1 protein-coding gene and 1 pseudogene are annotated in these 934 nt (G+C 47.4%); one reads left to right on the top strand and one right to left on the bottom strand.

Annotation, left to right across the window (positions count from 1 at the left end; translation table 11 throughout):
- A pseudogene (locus R7Q11_RS25195) lies at nt 1–598 on the top strand (N-acetylglucosamine-binding protein GbpA); the annotation flags it as partial.
- A 70-nt stretch (nt 599–668) separates the two neighbouring features.
- Here the strand turns inward: R7Q11_RS25195 and R7Q11_RS25190 are convergent.
- Nucleotides 669–934 (bottom strand): DUF6363 domain-containing protein (locus R7Q11_RS25190; RefSeq protein ID WP_225466881.1); only part of this gene is annotated, 266 nt, incomplete at its 5' end.

The following is a 934-nucleotide window of genomic DNA, read 5'->3' as shown; positions in this document are numbered from 1 at the left end:
CGGCACGAACCCAATTTACCTGCAATCAAACAGTGGCCTTGAGCGTGTTGAAATTGGCTACAATATTGAAACGCCAGTACCTGACTATTCACTCACGGTTGATGGTCTTGCTAGTGAGTACATAATTGGTACAGAGCCAACCGCTTTAGACCTCACTCTTACCGCAGAGGGCGACTTAACCGCCGAGTTAACGGTTTACAATCATCATCGCGAACCACTAGCAAGTTGGACGGGTTCAATTCAAGATGGTGCAAGCGAACAAGTAGAACTCACGCTGAGCAAATCAGAACCGGGGCACCACATGTTAGTGACCCGCATTAAAGATACCGATGGCAACCTTGTCGATCAGCAAACTCTGGATTTCCATCTAAAAAGTGAGGAAGTCACCCCACCACCATCAGGCGAATACGACTTTGTATTCCCTGAGGGGCTTTCTAGCTACACAGCAGGTACAAAAGTGTTAGCAAGCGACGGCGCGATTTATCAATGTAAACCATTCCCTTACTCTGGCTACTGCGTACAGTGGAGTGAGAGTGCAACACAATTTGAGCCAGCGACAGGCTCACACTGGGAAATGGCTTGGGATAAGCTGAACTAATCTCGCAGACGATAGACGTAAAGAACCCCGCCAATCGCGGGGTTCTTTTTACTTTATCAATCACTGCGAGTTAAAGACAAAAGTGGCAGTTTTCTCGACTTAAACCATAACCACCAGACAGATTGGTGATATGAGTTCTGCCTTCTTGAAGCCCCATTTCATACCCTTCGAGTAGAACGGATTGGCGCATCGACAAGCGTTGCACATGAAATTCATCCGGCGGTGCAATCACTCTCACGCGGGTTCCTTGTGGTGGATTGCGGATAAATTCCAAGGACTCATTGTAGTTCTCTGAACGATGCAACATCGCTTCTGCCATTTTAGGATGTTCAGCAA

This window comes from Vibrio sp. 970 (assembly GCF_033339075.1).
Note: the sequence above shows the minus strand (reverse complement) of the source record. Positions and strands in the feature narration are given on the sequence as shown.